This window comes from Streptomyces canus 299MFChir4.1 (assembly GCF_000383615.1).
GTDB lineage: Bacteria > Actinomycetota > Actinomycetes > Streptomycetales > Streptomycetaceae > Streptomyces > Streptomyces canus_C.
In genome coordinates, this window is sequence record NZ_KB911627.1 from 19,897 (window position 1) to 44,527 (window position 24,631).

The 24,631-nt window shown below is 71.0% G+C and carries 19 protein-coding genes and 2 pseudogenes; 11 read left to right on the top strand and 10 right to left on the bottom strand.

What is annotated here, in order from left to right:
- Window positions 1-61: 61 nt before the first annotated feature.
- Window positions 62-1,903, bottom strand: coding sequence for an NAD-binding protein (locus H293_RS0143455; protein ID WP_020124043.1), 1,842 nt, complete (start codon window positions 1,901-1,903; stop codon window positions 62-64).
- Between the two features lie 219 nt (window positions 1,904-2,122).
- Between H293_RS0143455 and H293_RS0143460 the strand changes: the two genes are divergently transcribed.
- From H293_RS0143460 to H293_RS0143470, 3 genes are all read left to right on the top strand, one after another.
- A complete protein-coding gene (locus H293_RS0143460) occupies window positions 2,123-3,148 on the top strand; it encodes a permease (protein WP_020124044.1) in 1,026 nt (341 codons plus the stop codon).
- A complete protein-coding gene (locus H293_RS0143465; protein ID WP_020124045.1) occupies window positions 3,145-3,879 on the top strand; it encodes a TIGR03943 family putative permease subunit in 735 nt (244 codons plus the stop codon). Before H293_RS0143460 ends, H293_RS0143465 begins: the two co-directional genes overlap by 4 nt.
- Window positions 3,880-3,990: 111 nt before the next feature.
- Window positions 3,991-5,226, top strand: coding sequence for an amidohydrolase family protein (locus H293_RS0143470; protein WP_020124046.1), 1,236 nt, complete (start codon window positions 3,991-3,993; stop codon window positions 5,224-5,226).
- Window positions 5,227-5,535: 309 nt separating this feature from the next.
- Here the strand turns inward: H293_RS0143470 and H293_RS0143475 are convergent, their stop codons facing one another.
- Complete coding sequence (locus H293_RS0143475) at window positions 5,536-9,495, bottom strand: WD40 repeat domain-containing protein (RefSeq protein WP_028808721.1); 3,960 nt, start codon at window positions 9,493-9,495, stop codon at window positions 5,536-5,538.
- A 351-nt stretch (window positions 9,496-9,846) separates the two neighbouring features.
- On the opposite strand from H293_RS0143475, the gene H293_RS0143480 reads away from it, so the two are divergent.
- Window positions 9,847-10,206, top strand: a complete 360-nt coding sequence (locus tag H293_RS0143480; protein ID WP_020124048.1) for an ArsR/SmtB family transcription factor — start codon at window positions 9,847-9,849, stop codon at window positions 10,204-10,206.
- Between the two features lie 541 nt (window positions 10,207-10,747).
- Window positions 10,748-13,384, top strand: coding sequence for a magnesium-translocating P-type ATPase (gene mgtA, locus H293_RS0143485; protein ID WP_051138253.1), 2,637 nt, complete (start codon window positions 10,748-10,750; stop codon window positions 13,382-13,384).
- Here the strand turns inward: mgtA and H293_RS0143490 are convergent.
- Window positions 13,357-13,587, bottom strand: coding sequence for a hypothetical protein (locus H293_RS0143490; RefSeq protein WP_020124050.1), 231 nt, complete (start codon window positions 13,585-13,587; stop codon window positions 13,357-13,359). The two genes, mgtA and H293_RS0143490, sit on opposite strands and share 28 nt — an antisense overlap.
- A gap of 134 nt (window positions 13,588-13,721) precedes the next feature.
- Here H293_RS0143490 and H293_RS58760 point away from each other — a divergent pair, with 134 nt between their 5' ends.
- Window positions 13,722-14,123, top strand: a complete 402-nt coding sequence (locus H293_RS58760; protein WP_158694534.1) for a hypothetical protein — start codon at window positions 13,722-13,724, stop codon at window positions 14,121-14,123.
- Between the two features lie 66 nt (window positions 14,124-14,189).
- Here H293_RS58760 and H293_RS0143495 read toward each other — a convergent pair whose 3' ends face one another.
- Window positions 14,190-15,245, bottom strand: a complete 1,056-nt coding sequence (locus H293_RS0143495) for a DMT family transporter (RefSeq protein WP_033416451.1) — start codon at window positions 15,243-15,245, stop codon at window positions 14,190-14,192.
- A gap of 133 nt (window positions 15,246-15,378) precedes the next feature.
- On the opposite strand from H293_RS0143495, the gene H293_RS0143500 reads away from it, so the two are divergent.
- Window positions 15,379-16,296, top strand: a complete 918-nt coding sequence (locus H293_RS0143500) for a LysR family transcriptional regulator (RefSeq protein WP_028808723.1) — start codon at window positions 15,379-15,381, stop codon at window positions 16,294-16,296.
- Window positions 16,297-16,643: 347 nt separating this feature from the next.
- On the opposite strand, the gene H293_RS53310 is transcribed toward H293_RS0143500, so the two are convergent.
- Window positions 16,644-17,210, bottom strand: coding sequence for an AfsA-related hotdog domain-containing protein (locus tag H293_RS53310; protein ID WP_106968573.1), 567 nt, complete (start codon window positions 17,208-17,210; stop codon window positions 16,644-16,646).
- A gap of 880 nt (window positions 17,211-18,090) precedes the next feature.
- Between H293_RS53310 and H293_RS0143510 the strand changes: the two genes are divergently transcribed.
- The 4 genes from H293_RS0143510 to H293_RS0143525 are packed head-to-tail and all read left to right on the top strand — an operon-like array spanning window position 18,091 to window position 20,749.
- Window positions 18,091-19,140 (top strand): glycosyltransferase family 2 protein, encoded by a 1,050-nt coding sequence (locus tag H293_RS0143510; protein ID WP_033416455.1) that lies wholly within the window; start codon window positions 18,091-18,093, stop codon window positions 19,138-19,140.
- Window positions 19,141-19,187: 47 nt separating this feature from the next.
- Window positions 19,188-19,361, top strand: a complete 174-nt coding sequence (locus H293_RS58765; RefSeq protein WP_158694535.1) for a hypothetical protein — start codon at window positions 19,188-19,190, stop codon at window positions 19,359-19,361.
- A gap of 12 nt (window positions 19,362-19,373) precedes the next feature.
- Window positions 19,374-19,964, top strand: coding sequence for a class E sortase (locus H293_RS0143520; protein WP_020124056.1), 591 nt, complete (start codon window positions 19,374-19,376; stop codon window positions 19,962-19,964).
- Window positions 19,965-20,017: 53 nt separating this feature from the next.
- Window positions 20,018-20,749: a TetR/AcrR family transcriptional regulator gene (locus tag H293_RS0143525; protein WP_028808725.1), complete on the top strand. Its 732-nt coding sequence runs from the start codon at window positions 20,018-20,020 to the stop codon at window positions 20,747-20,749.
- A 34-nt stretch (window positions 20,750-20,783) separates the two neighbouring features.
- Here the strand turns inward: H293_RS0143525 and H293_RS59515 are convergent.
- From H293_RS59515 to H293_RS0143545, 5 genes and pseudogenes are all read right to left on the bottom strand, one after another.
- Window positions 20,784-20,947 (bottom strand): annotated as a pseudogene (locus tag H293_RS59515) (short-chain dehydrogenase); the annotation flags it as partial.
- A 541-nt stretch (window positions 20,948-21,488) separates the two neighbouring features.
- Window positions 21,489-22,133 (bottom strand): toll/interleukin-1 receptor domain-containing protein, encoded by a 645-nt coding sequence (locus tag H293_RS0143535; RefSeq protein ID WP_158694536.1) that lies wholly within the window; start codon window positions 22,131-22,133, stop codon window positions 21,489-21,491.
- Window positions 22,134-22,323: 190 nt separating this feature from the next.
- Window positions 22,324-22,419: pseudogene (locus H293_RS56120) on the bottom strand (IS5/IS1182 family transposase); the annotation flags it as partial.
- Between the two features lie 202 nt (window positions 22,420-22,621).
- On the bottom strand, window positions 22,622-23,203 hold the full coding sequence (locus tag H293_RS0143540) for an HD domain-containing protein (RefSeq protein WP_020124060.1): 582 nt from the start codon (window positions 23,201-23,203) through the stop codon (window positions 22,622-22,624).
- Window positions 23,204-23,216: 13 nt separating this feature from the next.
- The gene (locus H293_RS0143545) at window positions 23,217-24,332 is read right to left on the bottom strand and encodes a helix-turn-helix domain-containing protein (RefSeq protein ID WP_028808726.1); all 1,116 of its coding nucleotides are present in this window, start codon (window positions 24,330-24,332) and stop codon (window positions 23,217-23,219) included.
- Window positions 24,333-24,631: the final 299 nt, after the last annotated feature.

Genomic DNA, 24,631 nt, shown 5'->3' on the forward strand with positions numbered 1-24,631 from the left:
GGTCGCGCCTGTGCGGCGGGGCCGCACAGTGATGCAGCCCCGCGCCTCGCGCCCCGCACCCCTAACCGCGTGACCCGGTCCTGCGTCCGAGCAGTTCCGCCAGTCCCCGCCTGGTCGCCGCCAGCAGCACGCGGTCCGTGTCGCGCAGGACGTATGTGTCCGGCAGGTCCCACACCAGGGCGGAGTCCCCGCCGGTCGCCGTGTCCAGAGCCAGCACCCGCCAGAACCCTGCCCGGAACGCCTCCCCGACTGTTCTTCCCTCCAGTTGGGGATGGCCGCCCACGTCCACCGCCGCGAACAGCAGCACCCGCCGCTCGACCGGGAAAGCCCCCAGGATCTGGCGGCCCATCATCGCCCCGGCGAAGGCGGGGGCGGCCAGGTGGGAGACGCTTCGGCTGCGGGTGGAGGCCCGGGGGTGGGCGGCCCTCAGGGTCCGGTACACCGCCGTCGCGAAGTCGTCGTCGTACAGCCGCAGCACCACCCGCAGGTCGGGGCGGACGGCCCGGGCGTACAGCACGGCCTCCAGGTTCGTCGTGTCCGCGCTGGTCACCGCGAGCAGTGCGTGCGCGCGGTGGATCTTGGCGGCCTCCAGGACCCCCTCCTGGGTGACGTCCCCGAGCACCACCGGCACCCGCAGCCGCCGTGCCGTGGCGAGTCCGCGGGCCTCGGGGTCGGACTCGACGCACACCACGGGGATGTTCAGCTCCCGCAGCCGGGTCAGCACCCGGGTGCCGATCTTGCCGAGCCCGAGCAGCACGACGTGGCCGCCGAGGCCCCGGGGCGGTTTGCGCAGGGAGGACGTGGTGCGGAAGGTGCCGAGGGCCTCCAGGACCGCCGCGAGGAGCACCGGCAGGAGCAGCAGTCCGGCGAGTCCGGAAAGGAGTTGGAGGATCTGCCGTCCGACGGACTGGCCGATCGCGGGGTCGTCGATCGCGAACAGGTCGAGCAGGGTCAGATAGAAGGCGCGCAGCGGATGGATCCCGGTCACCAGCCACAGTGCGACGGCGAGTGCGACCACGCACCCGACCATCCCGGCCAGCGACCACCGCAGCCGCCGCGAGAACAGCGAGGCGAACCAGGGCATCACCCCCCGCCCGTCGGGCAGCGCGGGCCCGGCGTACGACACCTGCTCCAGGACGACGGTCGTACGTTCGCCGCCGTCCCGTACCGCCGCCGCGTCCGGCAGCAGGGTCGGGCCCTGGTCGCCGCCGAGCCCGGCGCTGTCGGTCGGCGAGAGCAGGGCGAGCGTGGCAAGACCCGGAGCGGCGCTCCCCCCGGCCCCGGCGGGCGGCCGTTCGACCGCTCGCAGCAGCAGGCCGCCGGTCTGGAGGACCTTGCTGGTGCCGGTGAGGGCGGTGGCGGCCAGTGCGGGCGCGGCGGTGTCGGCGTCGGAGAGCACGGTCGTGGAGGCGTCGAAGCCGGTTCCGTCGGCCGGGCCGCCGGTGGCCAACGTGGCGGCCTGGTCGAGGAGTTCCTCGATGTGCTGGCCCAGGCGCCGGTTGTAGAGCCGCAGGACGAGCCGCAGCCGGGGGTTGAGGCGGCGGGCGGTGAGGGCGGCGCGGATGTTGGTCTCGTCGTCGTCGTACACGAGCGCGAGGGCGTCCGCGCGTTCCACGCCCGCCCCGGCGAGGGCCGCCTCGTTGGGCTCGGCGGCCTCCATCAGCCGTATGCCGTTCGGGGGTTCACCGGCTGCGGTGACAGCGCCGCCGCCGTTGCCGGTCAGGCCGGCGGCCGCGGTCACCACCCGGTCGAGCAGCGCGGACGCGGACCGGGCCCGCACCACCACCGGCGGCCGCACGGTCCGTTCGGAGGCCGGGACGACGAGGGTGACCTGCTCGCCGTAGACACCTCTGAGTTCGGCCGCCAGCCGGTGCGCGAGGCCGTCGTCCCCGCACACCACCATGTGCGCGGCCGCGTCGCCCGGCGGCCCGGGACTCTGGTTCGGAAGGCTCCCCACGAGGGAGAAGACTGCCTCACCGGGACGGATGTCGCCACGTGGGGCAGTTGATGACCCCCCTCGGCCAAGAAATCCCCAAACCGTCGCGCACACTGAGCAATCGGACCTTCCCTGCCGTACGCACGGACAGGGAAACCAGCACCCACCTCCGGAGGGACCCCGGCCGTGTCCGTCACCAAAGCACCTCCGCCCACGCGGGACACCGGCGAGGACCCGCGCCCGGCGCCGCGGGCCGAGGCCGGCCGGCGGCTGAACTCCCCTCTCGTGCTGACCCTGCTCATGCTCCTGGTGGTGCTGTGCCAGGGGCCGATCCGCGGGGCGCTCGGCGCGCCGGTCATGCAGAGCTGGATGACGGTGTTCGTCGCCGTACTCGTCCAGGCGCTGCCCTTCCTGGTGCTCGGGGTGCTGCTGTCGGCGGCGATCGCGGTGTTCGTGCCGCCGTCGTTCTTCGCCCGCGCCCTGCCGAAGAACCCGGCCCTCGCGGTGCCGGTGGCCGGCGTGGCGGGCGCGGTGCTGCCGGGCTGCGAGTGCGCGTCCGTGCCGGTGGCCGGAGCGCTGGTCCGCAGGGGCGTCACCCCGGCCGCGGCTCTCGCCTTCCTGCTCTCCGCCCCGGCGATCAACCCGATCGTGCTGACGGCGACCGCGGTGGCCTTCCCGCGCGATCCCGAGATGGTGGTGGCCCGGCTGGTCGCGAGCCTGCTGGTGGCGTGCGCGATGGGCTGGCTGTGGCTGCGCCTCGGCCGCACCGACCTGCTGAAACCGCCGGCCCGTCACGCGTACGAGGGTCAGGGCAGGGGCGCCGCGTTCTGGGGCTCGGTCCGGCACGACGTGATGCACGCGGGCGGCTTCCTGGTCGTGGGCGCCATGGCGGCGGCGACCCTGAAGTCCGTCGTCCCGCAGGCGTGGTTGCGTACGGCGGCGGAGAACCCGGTGATCGCCGTGCTCGCGCTCGCCGCCCTCGCCGTGGTGCTGTCGATCTGCTCGGAGGCGGACGCGTTCGTGGCCGCCTCGCTCACCCAGTTCTCGCTGACCGCGCGGCTGACCTTCCTGGTCGTCGGCCCGATGATCGACCTCAAGCTGTTCGCCATGCAGACGGGCACCTTCGGCCGTGCCTTCGCCCTGCGCTTCGCGCCGGCCACCCTCGCCCTGGCGATCGTGGTGTCGGTCCTGACCGGGTGGGTGATGCTGTGAACCGGCAGGCCCAGTCGGCGGTCCTGTTCGTCCTGGGTGCGGCCCTGCTGCACGCGGGCCTCACCGACCTCTACCTCCGTTACGTCAAGGCAGGGCTGCGCCCGCTGGTCCTGGCGGCCGGGGTCGTCCTCATCGCGACGGCGCTGGCGACCGCCTGGTACGAGTGGCGGCACAAGGACCACGGAGAAGGCCCGGGAGAAGGGCATGGAGAAGGTCACGTCCACCGGGAACCCCGCGTCTCCTGGCTCCTCGTCCTCCCCCTCTTCGCCCTGATCCTCGTCGCCCCGCCCGCCCTCGGCTCCTACAGCGCGATGCGGACGGGTACGGCCCTGCAGCAGGCGTACGGCTATCAGAAGCTCCCCGCCGACGGACCCCTGCGGCTCGGTCTCGCCGACTACGCGGGCCGGGCCGTCTACGAGCACGGCCGGGGCCTGGCCGGACGGCAGATCACCATCACCGGGTTCGCCGCCCTGGACCGCTCCGGCGCTCCCTACCTGGTCCGCATGGCCCTCAACTGTTGCGCGGCGGACGCCCAGCCGGTCAAGGTCGGTCTGACCGGGCAGGTCCCGCCGGTCCTCAAGCCGGACGGCTGGCTCCAGGTCACCGGCACCTACACGGCCAAGCGGACCAAGGACTCGGTGAACGGCGGCCCGATCCCGTACCTCCAGGTCACGCGGGCCGAGCCGGTCCCGACGCCGCACGACCCGTACGACGAGACCTGGAACAACTGACGCCCAGCCCCTCGGTCGCGTCGCGCCGACCCGTCCGGCCCTTGCCGATGCGGGTGCCTCGCCCTAGCCTGCAATCTGACGACCCATCAGATACCGGCTAGGGGGCAGGCAATGGCCGTCACCACCGAGAGCGGAACCGGAACGGGACCGGGCACCGGGGACATCCCCAAAGTCATCAGCGTGGACGATCACGTGATCGAGCCCGCGCACCTCTTCGAGACCTGGCTTCCGGCGAAGTACCGGGACAGGGGGCCCAAGCCGCTCACCGCCGGCATCGGGGACCTCGCGTACGTCGGCGGGAAGTACCGGTTCACCACCGATCCGGAGGGCCAGCTCACGGACTGGTGGGAGTACGAGGGCGAGCTCTTCCCGTACAAGCGGATCATCGCGGCCGTCGGCTTCTCGCGGGACGAGATGACCCTCGACGGGATCACCCGCGAGCAGATGCGGCGGGGCTGCTGGGATCCCAAGGCCCGCATCGGGGACATGGAGATGAACCACGTCGAGGCCTCCCTGTGCTTCCCCACCTTCCCGCGGTTCTGCGGGCAGACCTTCGCCGAGGCCAAGGACAAGGAGGTCGGGCTCGCCTGTGTGCGCGCCTACAACGACTGGATGGTCGAGGAGTGGTGCGGGGACAGCGGGGGCCGGCTGATCCCGCTGTGCCTGATCCCGCTGTGGGACATCGAGCTCGCGGTCGCGGAGATCCGCCGCAACGCCGAACGGGGCGTACGGGCCGTCACCTTCAGCGAGATCCCCACCCATCTGGGGCTGCCGTCGATCCACTCCGGTTACTGGGACCCGTTCTTCGCCGCGTGCCAGGAGACCGGGACGGTCGTCAACATGCACATCGGCAGCAGTTCACAGATGCCGGCCGCGTCCCCCGACGCCCCGCCCGCCGTGCAGGCCTCGCTGTCCTTCAACAACGCCATGGCCTCGATGATGGACTTCCTCTTCTCGGGGGTCCTGGTGAAGTTCCCGCGGCTCAAGCTGGCGTACAGCGAGGGCCAGATGGGCTGGATCCCGTACGCCCTGGAACGCGCCGACGACGTCTGGGAGGAGCACCGGGCCTGGGGCGGCGTCAAGGACCTGATCCCGGAGCCGCCGTCGACGTACTACTACCGGCAGATCTTCTGCTGCTTCTTCCGCGACCGGCACGGCATCGAGGCCATCGAGACCGTCGGCGTGGACAACGCGACCTTCGAGACCGACTATCCGCACGTCGACTCGACCTGGCCGCACACCAAGAAGGTCGCCGAGGAGCATGTGGCCGGGCTCCCGGAGGACGTGATCTACAAACTGATGCGGGGCAACGCGATCCGGATGCTGGACCTCGACTTCGACCGGTAGCGGTCCGGTCCCTGGCGCCCGTCGAGGGCGGCCGGCGCTCGTGCCCGCGCCTCCGTCACCGCTGATCGGGCCTCAAGCCCCACCGTGTCGACACGCGCCCTCGCGCATGGGAAGTCCTACGCCTCACCGCCGTTCGTGTGTGCACCGCCCCAGCCCAGGACCTGCTCAGGAACGAAAAGACCCGACCGCTGGCGACGGGGGATGCACCAGCGGTCGGGCTGTGGCCAAGACTAACAAGGCAAATGGAACAGCGGGAGCGGACTGCTCAGCCGGGGTGAGAAGTTGTGATCGGGATCACGTAATGTGCTTTCAGTCGCAGGGAGGATCGTACGAGAGCCGAGGCAGGTACTCCGCCCATTCCTGGCGGGTCAGGACGTTGCCGGTCGTGGCGCAGATGTGGTCGATCGCCTCGTCGACGTCGAGGTCCCACAGCCGGATGGTGTCCGTGCCGCTGGAGATCCCGAGCATCCGGCTGTCGGGGCTGAAGGCAAGGAAGCTGCCGGTCTTGGCGCTGGGGCTCATCGACTGCCCGATGGGGGCGGCCGCGGACGGGTCCGCCACGTCCCAGAGCCGGACCGTGTTGTCGTTGCCGCCGCTGGCCAGCCTCGATCCGTCGCGGGTGTACGTCAGCGACACGACCGCCTCGGTGTGCCCGGTGAGGGGGGCACCCGTCTGCTCGGCGTGCGCGGGGTCGGCCACGTCCCAGAGCCGGACCGTGTCGTCGTCGCCCCCGCTGGCCAGAGTGTGCCCGTCCGGGCTGAAGACGAGCACGTTGACGGGCCCGGTGTGCCCGGTGAGCGGCTTGCCGAGCAGGGTCGGACGGGCCGGGTCCGTCACCTTCCACAGCCGGATCGTGCCGTCCGCGCTGCTGCTGGCCAGAGTGCGTCCGTCCGGGCTGAAGGTGAGGCCGTCGATGTATCCCCGGTGGCCGGCGATCGGGCCGTGGGAGACCGGGTGGGCCGGGTCCGTGACGTCCCACAGCTGGAGGCTGCGGCTGTCGTAGGCGGTGGCCAGGGTGCGTCCGTCCGGGCTGAACGCCAGCGCGTCCGGGCCCATGAACCGGGAGTGCAGGACGAGCGCCGGAGCGCGGGGGACGGGGTGGGCCGGGTCGGTGACGTTCCACAGCTGCACCCTGCCGGTGGTGAGCACCGCGAGAGTGCGGGCGTCGGGGGAGAACAGCACCTGGGAGAACGGGTCGCGCACCACGGGTGTGAACGGCTTGCCCAGGGCCACGGGCCGGGCCGGGTCCGTCACGTTCCACAGCCGGATCCGGCCGTCCCGCCCGGCCGTCGCGAGTACCTTGCCGTCCCGCCGGAACGCCCCGCTGCTGCCCACCAGGTCTCCCGCCGGGATCGACCACAGGCGCACCTTGCTGTCACCGCTGCCGGTCGCGAGCGTACGGCCGTCGGGGCTGAAGCCCAGCGCGTACATCTCACCGCTGCTTCCGGCCAGGGGCTCGCCGACCTGCGAGGGGTATGCCGGGTCGCTCACGTTCCACAGGCTCGCCGTGCTGTCCGCGCTGGCGGCGGCGAGCATCCTGCCGTCCGGGCTGAAGGCCACGGACCAGATCGGACCGGTGTGGCCGGTGAGCGGCGAGCCGACCTGACGCGGGTCGGCCGGGTCCCGCACGTCCCACAGCCGGACGCTGTCGTCCGCGCTGCCGCTGGCCAGCTCGGTCCCGTCCGGACTGAAGGCGACCGAGTGCACCAGACCCGTGTGCCCCTTCAGCACCCTGTCGTACGCCCGGGGCCGCCGCACATCGGTGGTGTTCCACAGGCGGACCGAGTCGTCGTCGCCACCGGCCGCCAGCGTGCGCCCGTCGGGGCTCCACGCCACGGACCGCACGGCGGCACCTGCACCGGTCAGGACGGTCGGCGGCCGCTGCGCGTCGCGCGTGTTCCACAGCCGTACGGTGCGGTCCTCACCGGCGGAGGCCAGCGTGCGCCCGTCCGGGCTGAACGCGATCAGGTAGATGGTCCCGCCATGGCCGGTCAGAGGAGCGCCGAGGGACTTCGGGTGCCGGGGGTCGGCGAGGTCCCACCGCCGGATCCTCCCGTCGTCCCCTGCACTGGCCAGCGTCCTGCCGTCCGGGCTGAAGACCGCGCTGCTCACCCAGCTCGTGCCGCCGGCGAGGGGTTTGCCCAGCGCCTTGGGGTGCCGGCGGTCGCTGACGTCCCACAGCCGGACGGTCCGGTCGTAGCCGGCGGTCGCGAGGAGCTTCCCGTCCGGGCTGAACGAGGTCAGGTACACCGCACCGGTGTGGCCGGTGAGCGGGGTGGCCAGGGGCGCGTTGACGATGGAGATCAGCCGGGTGTTGGTGCCCTCGTCGTCGGGCCGCAGACGGTGCGCGACCAGGTCGATCCGGGCGGACAGCGAGGGATCCGCGTACTGGACGCGGTCCGCCTCCGCGACGACCTGCTCGAACACGGCGTCGTTGCGCTGCTGCCAGGCCACCACCGCCGAACCGACGGCCACCATCGCGAGGACGACCAGCGCCGACACCGCGCCCCGGGCGATCAGGACCGTACGGCGGCGCAGCCGGACCGAGGCGGCCAGGAACTCCACCGCGCTGCGGGTCAGATAGGTGTCCCCGGCGGACTTCGCCCAGGTGCGGGCCTGTTCGAGCCGTGATCCCCGGTACAGGAGCGAGGAGTCGCGGTTCGAGCCCTCCCAGGAACGGCCGTCCTCCTCGATGCGCTGGCGCAGCAGATGGTCGCTGCGGTCCTCGTCGATCCACTCGCGCAGCCGCGGCCACGCCGTCAGCAGCGCCTCGTGGGTGATCTCCACGGTCTCCGCGTCCAGCGTCACCAGACGGGCCCGCACCAGCGCTTCGAGCGACTCCTCCGTCTTGGCCGGGTCCGTCGACTCGGCGGCCAGTTGGCGCCGGGTGCCGCGCCTGCGGGTGGCCTGGGTGTCCTCGCCGAGCCGCACCAGGCGCAGCAGCAGCAGCCGGGCCGCCGTACGCGCCGCCGGGTCCAGACCGGTCCAGGCCCGCTCGGCGGTCGCCGCCACCGCGCCCTGGATTCCGCCGGCCGCGCGATAGCCGGCCAGGGTCAGCCGGCCGGCCTTGCGGCGCTGCCAGGTCGCGAGCAGGGCGTGCGAGAGCAATGGCAGGACGCCCGCGTCATGCGCGCCGCGCGGACCGTCGGCGCCCACCTCGCGCACGATCAGCTCGGCGAGACCCGGCTCCAGCTCCAGGCCCACGGCCCGGGCCGGACCCGTCACGGCCTCGCGCAGTTCCCCGTCGGTGAGCGGTCCGAGCACCATGTGCCGGTGCTGGAGCGCGTCGGCCAGCTCGGGATGGTCGAGGCAGCGCTCGTAGAAGTCGGCGCGGATGCCGAGCAGGACCAGGGCGGGCGCGGGCGAGTCCGGGCCGGCGGGCGTGCACGCGGCGTGCAGCAGCCGGACGAACGTACGCCTGGCCGTCTCGTCCGAGCAGAGCGTGAACGCCTCCTCGAACTGGTCGACGATCACCACCGGCCGGGCGGTGGCGGCCTCGCGCTGAGCCCACGAGGCGACCGCTTCCCGGACGGCGTGCGCGGATTCGGGGGGATGGTCGATGTCCGGCCCGATCGTCTCCATGGCGGAGACGACGGGCTTCAGCTCGGGTATTCGGCAGGTCAGCTCCGTGAGCGGGTCGGCGCCCGGCACCAGCTGGACCGTCCGGCCGCCGTCCGCACCGGCACCGCCGAGCGCGCCCTCCTCCAGGGCGGTCACCAGACCGGCGTTGAGCAGCGAGGACTTGCCCGCACCCGAGGCGCCCACGAGCATCACCAGACCGCCGGTGCCGGTCTCGGCCGCCGAGCGGAGCAGCTTGACGAGAGCCTCCGTGCTCCGTTCCCGGCCGAAGAACCAGCGGGCGTCCTCCTGCCGGTAGGAGGCGAGACCGCGGTAGGGGCAGACTCCGGCCGGGGGCTCGGGCTGGGAGCCTTCGTCCTCGTCCGGCGCCACGGCCCGCTCCCACAGCCGCTGCCACTGGCCGAGGTCGTACAGACCGGCCGAGACGGGGGTGGGACTGATCCGCCGGGCTTCGGGAATGAGGATGTGCAGCACGGCCGCGAGGGCGGTGAACTGAGCGGGCACGTTCCGGGCCCGCCGCCAGTCGCTGATCCGCTGTGCGGAGACCCGGACAGGGCGCCCCCGCTCGTCCACCCGCTGGAGTCGGCCGACTCCCTCGGACACGCGCTTGAGAGGCGGATTGCCTGCCTCCCTGTACAACAGTGCGAGACGCTCCGCGAAGGCCGTACGTGCTCCTGAGTCGGAGCTCAAGGTCTTCCACCCCTTACTTCCCTCGCGGTTGAATCCGGACCGGAAAACTCACTTTATATGCCTGACCTGCGGTAACGCACTGGCTCCGGCACCGGAACCTCCTCTGTGGACCCCCTGGCTGGCAGGATCATGACCTGCGGCGCGGCCAGCGGGCGACGCCATGACAGGCCACCAGCCCGGCGCCCCGCACGCCAACCAGCGCGCCGTACGTTCTCGGCCACATTCCGCCCACGGTCACCCGCTTCCTCCGGTACCGGTCCCCACGAGGGGAGGGACCGGTACCGGACGAAGCGGGACGATCACTGTGCCGCCCCTACACTTGGTCCGACGTTTCGATGACGGGAGAGGGCTGTGGCGAAGATCGTCGGCGGTTTCCAGGACCCGCCGGCGGAGGTGCTCGCCGAGGCGGCCGCCGTGTTCGGGCTCCTCGCGTCCTCGGCCCGGCTGCACATCGTGTGGGCGCTGTCTCAGGGCGAGAGCGACGTCACCCACCTCGCCGACCGGGTCGGCGGCGCGCTGCCCGCGGTCAGCCAGCACCTGGCGAAACTGAAACTCGCCGGGCTCGTGCGTTCGCGCCGCGAGGGGCGCCGGCAGATCTACTACGTCGACGACCCCGACATCGTGACCGTGGTCCGCGTCATGGTCGGCCAGCTGACGGCCCGGGAAACCCCCTCCGCAAGCTCGGACCGACTGCGCGAGGCCGGTGTCTGAGCGGTCGGGGGCGCGAGGGGAGGACGGCGCCCCGTCTGCTGCGCCGGCTGGGCCTGCTGCTTCGGACGGGGCGGGGTCCGGCGGTGCCGTGGGGGATCGGGTCGGGTCCAGGAGTGCCGTGCCGGACGGACCGCCCGCTGAACCGGCTGGGGCGTTGGCTGAGCTGGGTGCCGGGGGCGGGGCGCTGTCGCCCGCGTCTGCTCTTGAGGCCGGGCTGCCGGGCGATTCGGCCGCTTCCGGCCCTGTGCCCATGGGTCCGGTTGGGTCGGTGTCCGGATCCTTCGTCGTGGTTCCGTCTGCGTCTGCTGCTGAGGATGGTCCGACGGGCGATTCGGCCGCTTCCGGCGCTGTGCCCGCGGGTCTGGTTGGGTCGGTGTCCGGGCCCTTCGTCGTGGTTCCGCCCGCGTCTGCTCCTGGGGCCGGGCTGACAGGCGATCCGGCCGCTCCCGGCCCACCGAGTCGCGCTGCCCCCACCCCCGTCCCCGCGCATCCGGTCGCCCAGGACACCGCGCCCGCTTCCTCCTCGCCCGGTCCTCCTGTCCTGCGTGCTCTTCCTCCCGCGGCCGGTGCGGTCGGCCCAGGCGGCACCCCCGTCGCGGGCCTCCTCGAAGTTCTCCGTCGGCTGGACAGTGGGCCGCGCGGGCTGACCGAGGGGCAGGCGGCGGAGCGGTTGGCGCGGGTCGGTGGGAATGTGGTTCCGGATGCCCGGGACCCCTCCTGGCCCCGCCTGTTCGCACGGAGTCTGCGGGACCCCTTCACCGCGGTGCTGCTCTGTCTGGGACTGGTGTCGGCAGCCGTCCTCGCCTGGGGCACCGCCTCGGTGATCCTCCTGCTGGTCGTCGTGAGCTGCGTCCTGCGGGCGTCCGGCGAACACCGGGCCGACCGCTCCACGGCCGGACTGCGCCGCCTGGTGGCGACCACCGCCACGGTCCAGCGCCGGACCGACGAGGACACGGCCCCGGTCACCCGCGAGATCCCGGTCGAGGAACTCGTCCCCGGCGACGTCGTACGGCTCGGCCCCGGCGACCTGGTCCCCGCGGACGTACGGCTGCTGCGGTCGACCGGACTCACCGTCCACCAGGCCGCGCTCACCGGCGAGTCCGCACCGGTGGAGAAGGACGCGGGGGACGACCCCGGGGACGGCGGTGTCCTCCAAGACCTCCGGTACTGCTTCCAGGGCAGCAGCGTCGCCTCCGGCAGCGCCACCGCCGTGGTCACCGCGACCGCCGGCGACACCCGTTTCGCCGCCGACCGCCGGCGCACCGGAAAACCCCCGGCGACCAGCTTCGAACGCTCCGTCCAGGGCGTCTCCTGGATCCTGATCCGGTTCGCGCTGCTGACCCCGCCCCTGGTCCTCATGGCCAACGCCGCCCTGCGCGGCCGCGGTCTGGAGACCCTCCCCTTCGCCGTCGCGGTGGCGGTCGGGCTGACCCCGGAGATGCTGCCGGTCGTCGTCACCACCTGCCTGGCCCGCGGTGCCGCCCTCCTGGCCCGTACCCACGGCGTCATCGTGCGACGGCTTCCCGCCCTGCACGACATCGGCGCCATGGACGTCCTGTGCGTGGACAAGACCGGCACCCTCACCCAGGACCGCCCGGTCGTCCACCGCGCGCTGGACGCGGACGGCCACGACGACCCCGAGGTACTGCGCTGGGCGGCGGCCGCCGCCTGGTGGTCCCTCCAGCTCGCCGACCTCCCGGCCCCCGACGCCCTGGACGAGGCCCTGCTCGCCGCCGCCGCCGCCGACGACGACGACGAGGACGAGGACGAGGACTCCCTCACGTCGTACGACGGTGTCACGACCCTTCCCTTCGACCCGGTCCGCCGCCTGGCCACCGTGGTCGTCCGCACCCCCGGCCGGTTCGGCACCCACACCCTGATCACCAAGGGCGCCGTGGAGGCCGTACTGGGACGGTGTGCGCTGTCCGACGACGAGCGCGCCCGGGTGCGCGACCTGGCCGACGCACAGGCCGCGGACGGGCTGCGCGTCCTCGCCGTCGCCACCACCGAACGCCCCGCCGGGGACCGCCCCCGCGAACGCGGCCTCACCTTCCGCGGACTGCTCACCTTCCGGGACGACCTCGCCCCCGCCGCCGCCGAGGCCCTCGCCGGACTGGCCGGGCGGGGCGTCACCGTCAAGATCCTCACCGGCGACCATCCGGGCACCGCGGTCCGGGCCTGCCGTGATCTGGGGGTCCCGGTGGCCGGTGTCCTGACCGCCGACCGCCTCGACACCCTCACCGACCCCGAGCTCACCGAACTGGCCCGCCGTACGACCGTCTTCGCCCGCTGCACCCCCGAGCACAAGACCCGTGTCACCCGGGCCCTCCAGGCCGGCGGCCACACGGTCGGCTTCCTCGGCGACGGCGTCAACGACCTGCCCGTCCTGCGCACCGCCGACGTGGGCATCGCCCCCCGCGACGCGGCCGGGGTGACCAGGGAGAGCGCGGACCTGGTCCTCGCCGGGAAGGATCTCACCGCGATCGGCCACGCGGTGGCCGCGGGCCGTCACGCGGGCGGCAACATCGCCACGTATCTGCGCATCACGCTCTCCTCGAACCTCGGCAACGTGATCGCGATGCTCTCCGCGGGCCTCCTCCTGCCGTTCCTGCCGATGCTCCCGGCCCAGGTCCTCGTCCAGAACCTGTGCTTCGACGCGGCCCAACTGGCCTTCGCCCACGACCGTCCCACCCGGGCCGCCCTGCGCCGGCCGAGCGTCCTGGACCCCCGCGAGCTGCTTCGGTTCATCGTCGGATTCGGTGCCCTGAACGCCGTGGCGGACCTGGCGACCTTTGGTGTCCTGGCCTTCGCCCTGCGGGGCCCGGGCGACGACGAGTCGCTGTTCCACTCGGGCTGGTTCACGGAGAACCTGCTGACGCAGGCCGTGGTGATGGTGCTGCTGTCCCTGGGCTCACCGGGCCGCGCCGGCCGGCGGCCGGGCCCGGTGACCTGGTCCGCCGCCGCACTGGCCGCGATCGGCCTGCTCCTGCCCGCGTCCCCGCCGGGCGCGGCCCTGGGCCTGAGCGCGCTGCCCGGCGTGTACTACGGACTGCTCGCGGCCGTCCTGGCCCTGTACGCCGTGGGCCTGCTGGCGGCGCGGACGCGCTACGAGCGCCGGCGCACGGTTGCGCTCCCGGAGACTGACGCCTCTCAGGGGCAGGCGATGTCGAAGCCGTAGCGCAGGGGTTCGTCCGTCACGCCGTGATCGAGCCGGTAGACGTAGACGCCGTCCACCCGCACCCCGGACGGCGCGCCCTCCGCCCGGCAGGGGTACGACACCTGCACGACCCGGGGCCGGTCCGCGACCTTGACCCGCATCCCGTCGGCCGGTCCGCCGTCGAGGACGGCGACTTCCCACCCGGTCACGTCGGCCGTCTCCACTGTCTCCGCTGCGTCCACGCCGACAGTTTAGAGGTTGCGCAATCGTCGTGGAGGGCTGATGCCGGGACGGGTGCGGCTCTCACATGCCGGATGCGGGCTCTCCCACTGCCGGGTGTGGGCTCTCCCACTGCCGGATGCACCGCGAACAGCCGGGCCGGGAAGCCGGAACCGGCGTACGGCTTGGGCCAGGTGGCGACGACGAGGGCTCCCGACTCGGGGAGCGGGCCGAGGTTGGTCAGCAGTTCGATCTGTCGGCGGTCGCGGGAAGGACGTACGCCTCCAGGACGTACGCCTCCAGGCCGTGGTCGCCCCGCGGAGGCGGCGGCTCCGGGGACCGTGTCGGCCTGCTCGTGGCCGATGGCGGTGACGCCCGCGTCCTCGAAGAGGTACGTCAGAACCTCGGCACATCGGCCGACCAGCCCGGTGCGCGACCGGTCCCCGCCTGGTCCCGGTTGGCCATCGCCACCGGGTGCGGCCAGCGACGGCTCCACCCGGTGCGCAGGGCGGCGAACGCCCCGGGCGGAAGGCATAGGTGAGGTCGGTGCGGACCGTGCCCTCCGTCAGCTCGCGGTACGCCGACCACAGCCGGGGTTCGCCGGAGGTCATCCGGCGTTCTCCAGCGCCGGGCGACGGGTGGCCTTCACGGGTGTGCCCTCCGGGTGCGCCGACGAGTCCGAGACCCCTTCCAAGCCCTGTCCCTGTCCCTGTCCCTGTCCCTGTTCGTCTGCATCTGCATCTGCCTCTTGCTCGCCGGTCCGGGCCGGAGCAGTGGCCGTCGGGCCCTTGCGGCGGGTCATCCCGACTCCCACGAGGACCACGGCCATGCCCAGTACGACCCGGACGCTGAGGCCCTCGCCCAGGACGATCGCGCCGAGGAGCACGGAGACCACGGGCAGCAGGTAGCCGACCACGGCGGCGTTGGTGGCGCCCTCGTCGTTGATGATCCGGTAGGTGAGGTGGAAGGTGATCGCCGTGCAGAAGACGCTGAGGACCAGGGCCGCGACCACGACCACCGGGCCCGGGTCGATCGACTCCAGGCCGCCGACCGGCAGCGCGACGGCGGTCAGCCCGCTCGCGGCGACCAGTTGGGCGGCCGAGAGCGAGATGGTGGGGGTGCCCCTGCGCACCAGGGTGCGGCCCATGTAGGTGAAGGCGACGGCGTAGCTGGCGGCCGCGCCGAGAATGGCGAGGGCTCCCCAGCCGGTGGCCCCGGCCGACTGCCACGGGGCGAGGATGAGGATCGTGCCGGTGAAGCCGAGCAGCAGGCCCGTGAGACGGACCGGGCGCAGTCCGCGTTCCGAGCCGAGGGCCAGGCCGAGGGCGATCGACCACAGCGGGGTCGTGGCGTTCAGGACCCCCGCGAGGCCGGAGTCGACGGTCTGCTGGCCCAGGCTGAACAGGGCGAAGGGCAGCGCGTTGCAGAAAAAGGCCGCGACGACGATGTGACGCCAGACGGTACGGCCACGCGGCAGGCGCCGACCCGACGCGTAGCAGGCGACGGTGAGGACGAGCGCGCCGAGGAGGCAGCGGACGAACGTGACCTGGAGCGGGGAGAGACCGCGCAGCGCCAGTTCGATCCAGAGAAAGGTCGAGCCCCACAGCAGGGCGAGCACGGCCACCCGCACCCCGCCCTGCAGACTCCGTGTCCCACTGCTCACGATGCTTCCTCCGTCCGGCCGACGTGCGGCCCTGGCCCTGTAGGTGGGCCGTTCCGTCCCGTTCTTCGACCATGCCCCAGGTGAACTGTGAGGACAAGCGAATGGTTCTACCTAGTCTGTTAAGCTGTGCTACATGCTTGATGTGAGGCGCCTCCAGGTTCTGCGTGCGGTGGTCACCAGCGGGACGGTCACTGCGGCCGCGGCCCACCTCGGCTACACACCGTCCGCCGTGAGCCAGCAGGTGGCGGCGCTGGAGAAGCAGGCCGGCACCGAACTGCTCGAACGGGTCGGGCGCGGGGTGCGGCCCACCCCCGCCGGTCTGCTGCTCACCGAGCACGCGGCCCTGATCAGCGCGGCGGTCGCCCAGGCGGAGAGCGCCCTCGCCGACCTCCGCGCCGGGCGTATCGGCACCCTGTCCGTCCGGTACTTCGCCACGGCGGGTTCCACGCTGATGGCCCCGGCCCTGGCCCGGCTCCGCGCGGAACACCCCGGGGTCCGGGTCGACCTCGAACTCGCCGACCCGGAGGACCCGTTCCAGGAGGTGGCCGGCGGCCGGGCCGACCTGGCCGTGGTGGTCCGGCCGCGGGGCCGGGTGGGCGACGGGTTCCGTCTCGTCCACCTCCTGGACGACCCGTACGCGGCCGTCCTGCCCCTGGGGCATTCGCTCGCGGGCCGGGAGGTCATCGACCTGCACGAGCTGGCCGGGGAGCAGTGGGTCGGCAGCGAGCCACCCGGCCCCTGCCTGGAACCGGTGATCGACTCCTGCGCGGCGGCCGGGTTCAGCCCCGACTTCGTCATCCGCAGCGAGGACTACGCCACTGCGCAGGGCTTCGTCGCGGCCGGCCTCGGCGTCGGTCTGATGCCGAGGCTGGGGCTGCGCGGCCGCCACCCCGGCGTTGTCGTACGTCCGGTCCGCAACCCCGAACCGGTCCGCGTGATCTCGGCGGTGGCCCGCGAAACCGCCCTCGACCAGCCCGCCCTCCGCGACCTCCTGTCAGCACTCCGGGACGCGGCAGCCACCGACCCACCCACAGGTCCTGCGGCGCACTGACCCCGGCCGGGTGCCCATCCGCACCCGGCCCGGCTCCGTGGAGCCGCGTGGGTCAGGCGCGAGGTCGCGGGGGGTGGTCGTGGTGGTGGGAGCGCCGGCCAGGGTTACGAGGCTGGTGAAGGTCTCGCGATCCTGCCGGCGGGCGCTGCCCCGCACGCGGCCGGGGTCCGTGAGGCGTTCGGTCACCAGAAGGCAGAAGGCAGAAGGCAGAAGGCAGAAGGCAGAAGGCAGAAGGCAGAAGGCAGGAGGCGTCCCTCTCGGCGTACGGGACGACGTCCGAGTCCATGCCCCGTGACGGCCATCGGGTGTGGATGCACGGTGGCCAGCGCGGCGGCCTGGCGGGCGGCCTACGGGGGCAGCAAACCGGGGTCGTGGTCCACGAGGGGGTCGAAGAGCACCGGGTGGGTGGTGTCGACTCTCAGCTGCCAGTGGGCGGGCCGGTCGGTCGCGGCGAGCACCACGTCCTCGAAGCGGTCACGGCCGAAGGGCGACAGACCTGCCGACGGCGGCAGCGGTACGGCGCGCGCTCCGCGCAGCCGGTTGTAGACCGTGCGGTCCTGGATGGTGAAGCGCGAGTGGGCGGTGGCCAGGTGCCGTCCGTCCCGCTCGACCTCGACGGCGGAGGCGCGGTCGCGCCGGTACGTCACGTCGTGGCAGCTGATGTGCGGCTCCAGCTCGGCCCGGTCGCCGTCGGCCTGCGCGGCCGCGAGGTCGAGCGTCCAGCTGAAGTCCTTCCACAGCGGCTGATGTCCGAACAGCACGTGGTAGGCGCCGTGGGACAGCAGGGGCAGCGTCTCGCGCACGGTCTCACTGAGCAGGAGCGGCTCGTACAGGCCCAGGCGGCTGACGAAGAACCGGTGCGCGGCGGCCCGGCGGCCGTCACCGTGAAGGTGTCGGGCCCGGTCCGTCGCCAGCTGCGGAGCAGCATTTCGTCCTGGTCAGTCTTTTGCGTGCCATAGGCCGAACCCGAGGCACGGCCTGGCAGTCGAACCGCCTTGCCTTCGACAGTCTGGTGGTGGCAACCCTGTGCGGCTGACCCTGCCTGACCGAAAACCACTCAGGGATCCGATCCACCAGGCGGATAGGCCCCCCGAACAGCGCGGGTTTCGAAGGGGCGCGGGGAGCGGGTTGGTTCCCAGATGGCTCAGGCGTCCGGACTGGCTGGGCCTCGCCGCGCAGGGCGTGGCCGACCCGAGGGGGCGGCGTTGTTCAGTCTTTGTGTCGCCCGGACGTCGATCGTTGCGATCCTCGATGGCCTCCAAGACCTGCTGACCTGCTGACCTGCTGAACTGCTGGACCGGCCTGTGCACCATGTGCCACCAGCCTTTGGCCCGACCCTGGACCACACACCAATCAGCGAGATCCCCCCGACCTGACGGAGTCCGACCAAGCCGAGAGCCCCTGTTCCCTCAGGGCCGCCGCCGCCGCCGTCCGTTCGGCCACGGCCGCGTCGGCGTCGGTCACCAGGACCCGGGCGCCCGTCGCGTCGGTGAACTCCGTATTTCTCGAAGCGCTTCGTATCGCTCATGAGCCGAACCGGCTGCCGGAACGATCAGCCGGGCCGACACCCCGGCAGGCATGGGCGGCCCGAGCGGCGATGCAGTCGAACCTTGACATTACGTACTAAGTGTCGTATGTATGGATACATCGTAAACTTACGAGCGCAGTGCGGATGGGACGGTGAGAAGGCAGCCCTCCAGCCGCACGGAGTGCGTGGTGATCGACATGACGACGAGTTGCGACCGGCCCTTCCCGAGCCCCCTTCGCCGGCAACCCGAGCCGGGAGCCCCGAGGGTGACGGCGCTCGTACCCGCCTACAGGGAGACGGACTCGCTCCCCCAAGTCCTCGATGCGCTGCAGACGCAGACACGTCCCGCGGACCGCATCATCGTGACTCTGGATCCGCACCAGGACAGCGGTCGAACCGAAGAACTGGAGCGAATTGCCCGAGAGGCGGGCGCCGAAGTCTGGCATTCGGTCGGCAACAGGCATAAGAAGGCCGGCAATCTCAACGGAGCGCTGGACAGATTGCTGCCGAACATGGCAGACGGCGACGCAATCCTCATCCAGGACGCCGACACCTATCTGGATCCTCACTTCATCGAGGTGACCACCCGGAAGTTGGGGCAGGGCTACGGCGCCGTGGGCGGGAACTTCCGGGGTCGTGCGGGCGGCAGGCTCTGTGGCGTCTTCCAACGCAATGAGTTCGCCCGGTATGCCCGGGACACGGCTCGAAAGAACGGCAAGGTACTTTGCCTGACAGGCACCGCCTGCCTATTCAAGGCCGCCGCTCTGAAAGGTGTGCTCGCCGCCCGAGAATCTGGTCTTCTGCCACCGGCCGACGGAGTGTACGACACGAAGGCACTGACCGAGGACAACGAGCTCACGCTCGCTCTGAAGCATCTCGGATTCCGCATCGTCGCTCCGGCCCGCGCGACCATGAGTACTGAAGTCATGGAAACATGGCGAGCCCTTGCGAAGCAGCGGCTTCGCTGGAAGCGCGGAGCGCTCGAGAATCTGATCGGCTACGGCGTGACTCGTTACACCGCAGAAGGTTGGGGCAGGCAGGTCGTGGCGTTCCTCGGGGTATCCGTGTCGACCGTATATGTAGGTTCGGTCCTGTGGTTTCTCGCTACTGGATCGGGCCTGAGAATTGCTCCGTTCTGGATTGCCTTCACCGCCTTCTACTCGATTGAGCGGGCGATCACCGCAAAATCCAGGGGTTGGCGTGTGTCGATTGCCTCGATGCTGGTCATACCGGAATGGTTCTACGACCTGTTTCTGCAGGGAGTGCACCTCCGTGCGCTCGTCGATACAGCTCTTCAACGAGACCGAAACTGGTAGTTCCAAGCAGTCCCCGGAAAGGGACCGAACAGACAGAGGAGACGATCATGGCAAACTATGCAGGCGCAGGGGCCACAATGGGCGGAACCAGCGGGGCAGGGGTTCTGCCCCTCACGGGCGGCCCGGGAAGCATCTGGTTCTGGATCGTCGTGTTCGTTCTGATCTCGTCGGGATTCGCTGTGCTGCGGCTGTTTCCCCGAAAGGTCAAGGACGACTCCTGACCGGGGTCGCACATGAAAAAGGCAAGTCAACTTCTGGGTATCGGCCTGATACTCGTCGGTTTGCTCCTGGGAGGCTTCACGCTTCTCAAGACCTGGCACTCGGACAATCAGTACAGAGCCATCCAGCAGACACTGCACAAAGAGATCAAGACGTCGGCCGAGGCCCCTCACGAAGGCGGCGCGCTCGCGACGCTGAGGATTCCTCGATTCGGCTCGGGCTATGACCCCGTGATCGTTGAGGGCGTGTCTCAGAGTGCTCTTGCGAAGGGCCCCGGGCACTTTCCGGGGACGGCCATGCCGGGCGAAATCGGCAACTTTGCGATTGCCGGTCACCGCACGGGGTGGGGGCAGCCGTTTCATCGGCTGCCGGACCTGACAAAGGGCGACGAAATCAAGGTCTATTGGCACCGTAAGGCATACACCTACCGGGTCACCCGGACCGAGGTCGTCAAGCCCTCCGACGTCGGCGTCGTGCTTCCCGTTCCCAACAGGCCGGGTGCCAGGCCGGACAAGGCTCGGATCACGCTCACCACCTGTACGGACCGCGGTTGGAACGGAACATATATCCACCGGCTCGTCGTATGGGGCGAGCTGGAGAAATGATCACTAGGTGGCATCGACCCCGGCGCCGCGTCGAGCCTTGAGGAGGCAGGCGAATGGCGAACGAATCAGCCGCCGGCGCGGATCGATCCGGCGACCGCGGGCGTCCTGCGAGGCTCAGCCGTGAGCGTGTCCTGGCCAGCGCTTTGGAACTGGTTGATCGCGAAGGCCTCTCCGCACTGAGCATGCGTCTCCTGGGAGCCGATCTCGGGGTGGAGGCCATGAGCCTGTACCGCTACGTGCCCGGCAAGGAAGCCCTGGTGGACGGGCTGGTCGAGGCCCTCTACCTGGAATTGGAGGACCGCCTCGACCAGGCGCCCGTCTCGGCCGCGGCACCGACCGCCGGTGACTTCGAGCAGCGAGCCGACCTGCAACGCATCGCTCTGACCATGTACCAGGTCTGCATCGACCACCCCCAGGTGGTGCCGCTGCTGTCCACCCGCATGATGGCGGTCCCGCTGGCCCGCAGGCCGCTGCCCGTCCTCAGGGATCACGAACGGGTGCTCACCCTGCTCCGCGACGCCGGACTGGACGAGGCCCAAAGCGCCACAGTCCTCCGCGCCTTCACCGCCTGGGTGCTCGGGTATACGTCGGTGGACCTGCGCGCCATGGTGGACAATCCAGAGGAACCGGACCCTGCGTTCCGGTTCGGCCTGCATCGCCTTCCCGCCAAGGACCTGCCCAGGCTGCGCGAGAGCACCCCCGCCCTCGCCGAACGCGGCGGCCCGGAAGGTCTGGCAGCCGGATTGGACGCACTGCTCGACCGCTTCTCCGGGCCACACGAGTAAGTCCCCGACCAAGCACGCACCGGCGGCATGCGGGTCACCGATATCCGGTCGTGCCCGCCGGTTTGCCCGCGTCCTGCACCTCGACGAGGTAGCGCAAGGAGTCGGGGCGGCTGCCGTCGAGGTCCGTGAAGCCGTAGAGGGACCAGCCGTTGAACTGCGCCACGTCGCGAGGGCGACGGCGCGCCCCACGAAGCGCGGCGGGAGCACCACACCGCGACGTGCGGGATGCCGAAGATCAGGAAGAGGGGGACACGGAAGACCAGGAGGAGGGCGACGCGGTGGCCTGACGGAATTCGGTTGGCCCCCTGTTTGGCCCTCCGGGCACGGAAGAGGGCACCTACTCAAGTAGTAGATGCCCTCTGACCTGTGTCGGGGTGGCGGGATTTGAACCCACGACCTCTTCGTCCCGAATGAGGATCGGTTAATGATCTTTCCTGCCCGGATTGTGTTTGCGCAGGTCAGGTGGGTGGTCCCGGTTGGTCTCGGGTGGTGTGGAGGGGGTTTCGGGAGTGGGTCGGCTCCCAGATGGCTCCCAGAAGCGCCGGGGGTACCGATCGATCTGCAGGGTGTCCCTGGGGGCGCGTTTGTGTATGCGGTGGCCCGTCTCGGCGGGATGGCGTGTGACCCGGGCGAGTCAGCCAGGCCGCTTCGTGAGACAGGCGGTCGCGCTCTCAGGCGTGCAGGTGAAGCGCGAGCAGGCTGGTTGCGCGGTCGAGCAGCCAACGCAGGGTCGCCTCACCTACTCCTCCTCGAGCAGTACAGCCTCAGCGATCTTCTGCGCGATGTCCTCCACAGAGTCGTATTCGGTGCTGAAGCCCGCCTGGTCGCGGAGGAAGCTACTGAACTTCCCGACATCCCCGAAGCTCACGCCGTGGAGTACGGGGATAACCGTGTCCTTGTGCAGCAGAGCGCCCAGCTCGCGCTCGGTCCAGAAGCGTCGCCCCAGGTACGCCTCGGTAAGCAGCGCCACACCGGCTCGCGCTCGGGTAAGTCCGTCATCCATCTGACGGGAAAGACTCTTCCCGGGGCGGATGGCCACCTCGTCGAACCAGACTGTGATGCCGAGGGATTCAAGCTCGCTACGCAGCTGTTCGGCTACATCGGCTCCGTCGGAACGTGCGTAACTGAGGAAGACGTCGTACTCGCGCTCGTCCTGCTCGGCGACGGCGCTCTGCACCCGGTCGACAAGGTGCTGCTCTTCCACCGTGAACGAGACCGACGTGCCGCTGCTCTGCCTGAGCTTGGCGAGCTGCTGACGGTTGTGTCGTTCAGCCGTGCGGTTGTAGTCCGTCACAGCCTTCTTGACCTGACTCTCGAACTTGCGCTGGGCCCTCTTGGCGTCCTGCTCTGCTTTGCGCTGGGTGCTTCTGAGCTGCTGGCGCATGGAGCTCGCGCTGATCCTCTTGACCATTGGTCCTCCGGAAACCACTGAAGCGTCTGCCTCCTCATGAGGCTCCGGTGGACCACGCTAGATCATGGGTCTGACAGTGGAACCAAACGCCAAAGATGCTTCCATTGCGGTCCTTGCAGCGGGTCGCAGTCGCGATCGGTGATGAGAGAGTCCGGTCTGCGGTGGGCCGTCCGACCCGGCCGCGGACCGGTGGGATCGCGTCGAGCACAGGGAGTAGCTGAACGAAGTCGCTACGGTTGCCGGCGGTTAGCAGGGCCGCAGCTCTCCCCGTCCGCCGGGGGTGTTCCGCCGGGCAGCGTACTGACGCGGGGGTGGCGGAGCGGGCAGTGATGTGTCGTGCGTCCGGCGGCATGCCGTAGCCCTCCGCTGGTAGAAACGTTGCACGCAGCGGAGGGGACGCCAGCCCGGTGCGGGCTGGCAGCGTCTCGTGAGGCAGGGGGCTCGCCGGTAGCGGGCGGGGGTCAGCGTTGCTTCTCCCCGAGGGCTGCTCGCAGCCAGTCCAGAGAACCGGTCGCCAGGACCGCGTCGGCGAGTTCGTTGGCCGATTTCGTGGTGAGTCGGCCGCGGCTGTTGTCGATCCAACGCTGGGCGTGCTCGTAGCCCTGGGCCTTGTACTCGATGCCCTGGATCATGCACTCCAGCTTGTCGGCGTCCCGGGCGCAGATGGCCTCCTGGGACTCCTTGGCCTCGTACTCGGCGACGAGCTCGCGCACGGCGGAGGCCAGGACCTCGGGCATGCCCGCGACCTGGTCGTCGGTGACCGCGCGCGGGTCCGCCTGAGGCGCGTACTTCTTGCCCAGGTGGTTCACGTCCCCGGTGCGGGTCTCCTGCGAGTCGTGCCACACCGCCAGGTAAGCGGCCCGCGCGGGGTCGGCGCCTTCGAGCTTCGCGATGATCGTCGCGAGGAGAGCGGTGCGCCAGGAGTGCTCCGCGACTGACTCCGGATCGCGTACGCCGGCCATCCACCAGCCGGTGCGCTTGGTCTGCTTCAGCGTCCCCGCCTCGTACAGAAAACGCGCTACCGCGGACAGGTCTTCAGCCACCGTCGGACTCCTCTCACGCCTCGGCGAGGCGGATCGCGTACCGGATGCTCTCCAGTTCCCGGCGCCCGCGCGCCGAAAGCTCCCGGCTATCCAACATCACGGGCAGCCTGTCGCGCAGGACACGGTCCGCTGCGCCGGATCGCAGCAGGTTGGGCCGTACCCGGAGCAGGGACCACACCGAGTGGATGTTGAGGTCGACATAGCCGTGATGCGGCGCGAGACCGTGAGCGAGGTGGGCGAGGAGTCTGTCACCCGGCCACGGCCCCGGGGCGCGGGCGGCAATGAAGTCGTCACTCAGCTCCAGATGCGCGGTCTCGCCGATCCAGTACGCCCAGTAGTTCAGGTTCGCGGCCTCGCCGGCATCGTCGTCGATGAGGGCGGTGTCGATGAAGTGGCTCATCCGGTCCCGGTCTCCTTGCCGGGCCGAGACGGCGGCAACGGACCTGGAGTTGAGCCAACGCGTGAGCCAGTCGCCGGGGCGTTCGGTGGCCTGCTGGTGGGCGAGCCACTCCGACGTGTCGGCTTGGTCGTCGTACCCGGAGAGGTAGAGGGCCTGGCGGCGGAGCAGGAACTGGTCCTCCCCCCGGGCCTGCTCCGCGGTCCGCCGCATCTGCGTGAAGAACCGTGCCCGGTCGGCAGCCGACAGCTCCGGCCCGGTCGGCGCGGGTCCTCGGCGCTTGCGGGGCGGATCGGGCAGGTCGCGGACGGGCTGTGGTGGTACGTGGTTGAGGGGCCACGCGAGGACCTCGACGAGGTCGCGCTGCATCACCCAGGCCCCGAGCGGGCTTTCCTCGATGTCGGTCTCGTTGTCGAGAGCCTCGGCGAGGAGGACGTCCGCCTCCAGGGCGCGGTCCAGGGCTTGCAGGAGTGCGGGGGCAGTGCCCATCTGCATCAGCCGGTGACGGTGCACGAGCATCTGCCCGACCGGCACGGCGGTCAGGGGGCGGCGGCCGGACTCCCACCCCGCGATCGTGTCCGCGGACACCCGCAGCTGCTCAGCCGCTTCCTCCTGGGTGCGTCCCTGCTGCTCTCGGATGAGCCGGAAGACGTAGCCGGCGATGACGCCCACGCGTGGGCGCCCGGAAAATCCCTGACTGCCGGTCAGGGTTTGTCGCGAACTCGACCGCATGAACAGACCCTTTCCCCGGTATTCGCAGCAAACCACTTGTACTCGCGGTCACTTCAGGCAGTGATCACGGTTCTCTACCGTCGTATGCATCACCGAACGAGCCTAGTAGGGCGGCTGTCACGGTGGGCTTCGTTACCGAGGCTCCCGAGTCAGCCTCCGTAGGCGACAACGCCGAAGGGTTGCTGCTCACCCAGGCCACGGGGCCGGACCGAGCAACGGCGGGCGTGCGTCCTTCGCACACAGCCCTGACGGTCGGTGGTTGGGCTACACACGGAATGCGAGCACCCCCGAGGGACGCG

Bases quoted from the DNA above. Each gene is read 5' to 3' on its own strand.
- H293_RS0143535 (WP_158694536.1), bottom strand. From the start codon at position 22,133: ATGCGCCAGCAGCTCAGAAGCACCCAGCGCAAAGCAGAGCAGGACGCC.
- H293_RS0143520 (WP_020124056.1), top strand. From the start codon at position 19,374: ATGAAAAAGGCAAGTCAACTTCTGGGTATCGGCCTGATACTCGTCGGT.
- H293_RS0143500 (WP_028808723.1), top strand. From the start codon at position 15,379: ATGCTTGATGTGAGGCGCCTCCAGGTTCTGCGTGCGGTGGTCACCAGC.
- H293_RS0143470 (WP_020124046.1), top strand. From the start codon at position 3,991: ATGGCCGTCACCACCGAGAGCGGAACCGGAACGGGACCGGGCACCGGG.
- H293_RS58760 (WP_158694534.1), top strand. From the start codon at position 13,722: ATGCACCGCGAACAGCCGGGCCGGGAAGCCGGAACCGGCGTACGGCTT.
- H293_RS0143545 (WP_028808726.1), bottom strand. From the start codon at position 24,332: ATGCGGTCGAGTTCGCGACAAACCCTGACCGGCAGTCAGGGATTTTCC.
- H293_RS0143455 (WP_020124043.1), bottom strand. From the start codon at position 1,903: ATGGTGGTGTGCGGGGACGACGGCCTCGCGCACCGGCTGGCGGCCGAA.
- H293_RS58765 (WP_158694535.1), top strand. From the start codon at position 19,188: ATGGCAAACTATGCAGGCGCAGGGGCCACAATGGGCGGAACCAGCGGG.
- H293_RS0143525 (WP_028808725.1), top strand. From the start codon at position 20,018: ATGGCGAACGAATCAGCCGCCGGCGCGGATCGATCCGGCGACCGCGGG.